This window comes from Desulfomarina sp. (genome assembly GCF_054039375.1).
Genome location: NZ_JBPLBA010000124.1, coordinates 1 through 3,426, shown reverse-complemented (window position 1 = coordinate 3,426; position 3,426 = coordinate 1). Strand labels below are relative to the sequence as shown.

General features: G+C 47.5%; 3 protein-coding genes. All 3 read left to right on the top strand.

Annotated features, from left to right (window positions below):
- Window positions 1–417 (top strand): efflux RND transporter periplasmic adaptor subunit (locus ACXLDX_RS07040; protein ID WP_457576485.1); only part of this gene is annotated, 417 nt, incomplete at its 5' end.
- 5 nt (window positions 418–422) lie between these two features.
- The gene (locus tag ACXLDX_RS07035; protein WP_457576484.1) at window positions 423–2,567 is read left to right on the top strand and encodes a site-2 protease family protein; all 2,145 of its coding nucleotides are present in this window, start codon (window positions 423–425) and stop codon (window positions 2,565–2,567) included.
- Window positions 2,568–2,573: 6 nt separating this feature from the next.
- The coding region (locus ACXLDX_RS07030) for a DMT family transporter (RefSeq protein ID WP_457576483.1) at window positions 2,574–3,426 on the top strand (853 nt) is incomplete at its 3' end.

The window sequence follows — 3,426 nt, the reverse complement described above, 5'->3', positions numbered from 1 at the left end:
ACGAGCCCCATTGACGGCATTGTTCTTGCCGGAGATATGATGAGAATCCAGGGTAGTCCGGTGAACAAGGGACAGGTTCTGTTTGAGGTCGCTCCTTTGAATAAAATGATTGTGGAACTGGGCGTGGCTGAGGAAGATATTGGTTATGTCGGTCGGGGAATGCCTGTTAAGGTTCGTTTTGATGCGTTCAGAGGACGTGTCTGGAGAGGAGAGTTGCAGCGGATCAAACCTGAAGCTGAAATCCGTAATAATCGAAATGTTTTTTTGGCCGAGCTGGAATTCGAAAACCTGGACGACAGGCTTCGTCCAGGGATGAAGGGCAGGGCGAATATTGACGGCGGGAAAAAACCACTGGCATGGATTCTATTCCGAAAACCGTGGTATACCCTTCTGCAGCTTTGGGACTCTCTCTGGTAAAAGGTTTGGAAACAGGAAAAATGCTCTCTCTTCCCAGGTTACGTAATGGACTTCGTTTCACTCCGATAATTGAGAAAGGGACATCCTGGTATATTCTTGAGGATCCAATGCGAAACAGTTACTATCGTATTGGAGTCGAAGAATATCTGTTTCTCAGTAACCTGAACGATGCTCCGGATTTTGAAACCCTGTTGCAGGAGGTTGCAGAAAATTGTGGAACAGACCTGACCAGGGAGCAGGGAGAGGCGATACTGCACTGGCTGACGGGTCGGCAGTTGCTGCAGGATGACAGTGGCCATCTGGCTCTTTCTCTTGAGAGGGAGCAGCTCGCTGCCCGTCTTAAAAAAATCAGCAGGCTGAATCTGATTTCCTTTAAAATATCCCTGTTCAATCCGGATCTCTTTCTTGATCGAGTCTATCCCAAGCTGCTTTGGCTGACCGGCAGGTTGTTCTTTTTTTTCTGGGTGGCCCTGGCTGTTTTCGGACTCGGAATACTTGTTGCCAGGTGGGGAGAGTTTGCAGGACAGGTCACAGGTTTTTTTTCACCCGCAAAACTCCTGCTGATATGGCTTATCTGGTTTCTGCTGAAGCTCCTCCATGAGCTTTTTCATGCTCTTGTCTGCCGCCGATACGGTGGCCGGGTTTATGATTTTGGTCTGCTCTTTATTCTGTTTATTCCTCTGACTTATATTGATGCCACGTCTTCATGGAGTTTTCCTTCAAAGTGGCAGAGGATGCATGTGGCCGTCGCAGGGATTTTTGCCGAACTCTGTATTGCCTGGTTTGCTCTGTTTGTATGGGGCATGATTCCGATGACAACAGCGGGGCTTATTGCTCATAACACCGTGATGGTAGCAGGAATAAGCAGCCTGCTGTTTAATGCTAATCCTCTTATGCGTTTTGACGGGTATTATGTTTTATCGGATGTGCTTTCAATTCCGAACCTGTATGGAAGGGGAATGGCATTTATCAAAAGTTTTGCCGGCCGTGTTTTTCTCGGAGTACGGGGAGAGGGGCTGAAAGAGAAGGGAATATCGGGTTTTTTTATACAACTGTATGGTGTGTCTGTATATGTCTGGAAAATTCTGATTATAATTTCTCTTGGCTATATTGCATCCCGTATGGCGGGTGGTTTTGGTGTATTTATCGCGTTGGGTGCGGTTATTATCTGGGTCGGATTGCCGTTGGTTTCTTTTTTTTCGCGATTACAGGAGTATAAAAAACATGACCCGGCCATTTTCTATCGTTTTTTTGTCCGTTTTCTTGTTGTTGCCGGTTTTCTCGGTCTTGGAATCAGGTATATCGGATGGCAGGATCAGATCCGCATTCCTGCTGTGGTTGAATACCGTCATAAATATGATATCAGGACGACTGTGGATGGCTTTGTCGATGAAATAAAAGTGAATGCAGGCGAGCAGGTAGACAAAGGCCGGCTGCTTGCAGTGCTGGAAAACAGGGAATTACGTTTTCGCTATGAATCACTTCAGCTCAAACGAAAAAAACTGGAGTTGGAGGTACTCCGGGCCCGGAGCCGGGAAAGGTTGAACGAGATACAGGTTCTGGAAGAACAGATGTCTGTCCTGGACAGGGAGCTTGGAGAACGAAAAAAAGATCTTGTCGCCTTGCATATTCATGCGCCGGGAGCCGGGACAGTGGCGGGTCTGGAGTCCGGTTCTCTTCTGGGAACTTATATAACCCGGGGGAGAGAAATTATCCGTGTAGTCAGTAAAAAACAGAAATATATGGTTGCAAGCTGCTCTCAAAATGATATAGATCGGATTCGTGCTCTTGTGGGCAAAGAGGTTTCTGTTGATATGAGAAAATCCGGCTCTGGTGAATTTGCTGCTGTTCTGACGAAAGTTTCACCGACAGCTGCAACTGATTTGGTTCATCCGGCAATGGGGGCGGTTTTCGGGGGACCTCTGGATGTTCGCCGCAGGGTAGTAGGTAACGGGGTGAAAAACCAGTACTACCGGTATGAACTTTTTGGACCGAGATTCAAGCTTGAGATTGCATTGCCTGAAGTGTTGAAGGATCGTCTCAGGGTTGGGCAGTCTGCTGTTATCCGGATCCGCGGCAGCAGGGTAATTCTCTGGGAAAGAATTGTTTCCAGGTTCGAGAACTGGTTGCGGAGCAAACAAGGAAAGTAACGACCAGTGAAATACTATTTCTACGCGATAGGCGCAATATTCTGCTGGGCAAGCCTGCCCGTTGCCACCGGTTCCGGTCTTGATGAGTTCTCAACGGAAGAACTGATGTTTTACAGTTTTACCAGTGCGGCCATTTTTCTGTATATTCAGGATATTTTCATCAACAGAAGTGGAAGAGTTCATCTGCCCGACTGGAGAATATCTCTTCTGGGGGTTTGGGGAATATTTCTTTATCATTATATTTATTATCAGGCTCTGGATCTTGTTCCCCTGGCGGAAGGTGCTATCCTGGCTACAACATGGTCCTTCTGGATTGTTGTTTTTTCTTCTTTTTTTATCTTCAGGCGGTTGAAAATTTCGATATTGCTCATCGCTTTTGTCGGATTATGCGGGGCCGGTATGGTCATTGCGGCGGGAAAGGAGTTGAGTTTTGATCTTGCCTATATGCAGGGTTATCTGCTTGCTCTTTTGTGCGGTCTGATATGGTCGAGTTTTTCGGTTGGGTTGTCCCGGATGCAGAGAGATACGAGCCATGAGCCGATGACGGCATTTACCCTTTATGCGGCCCTGTTGTCAACCGGCCTTTTTGCCCTGACAATGCCCCATGAAGTTCCGTCTTCAGCAGGTTTGTTTTCAGCGGTGTATCTGGGGTGTGTGCCTCTGGGGCTTTCGTTTTTCCTCTGGAACAGGGCAATGCGCGGGGGAAATCTGATGGTCATTGGATTCCTTTCTTATTTTACACCTCCCCTGGCGGTATTTCTGGTGGCGGTAATAAAAAAGGAAACCGTTTCCGGTCAGGTTCTTCTGGGGATGGTTCTGATTCTTGCGGCTTCAATAGCAGGTAAGCTGCTGCTCGACA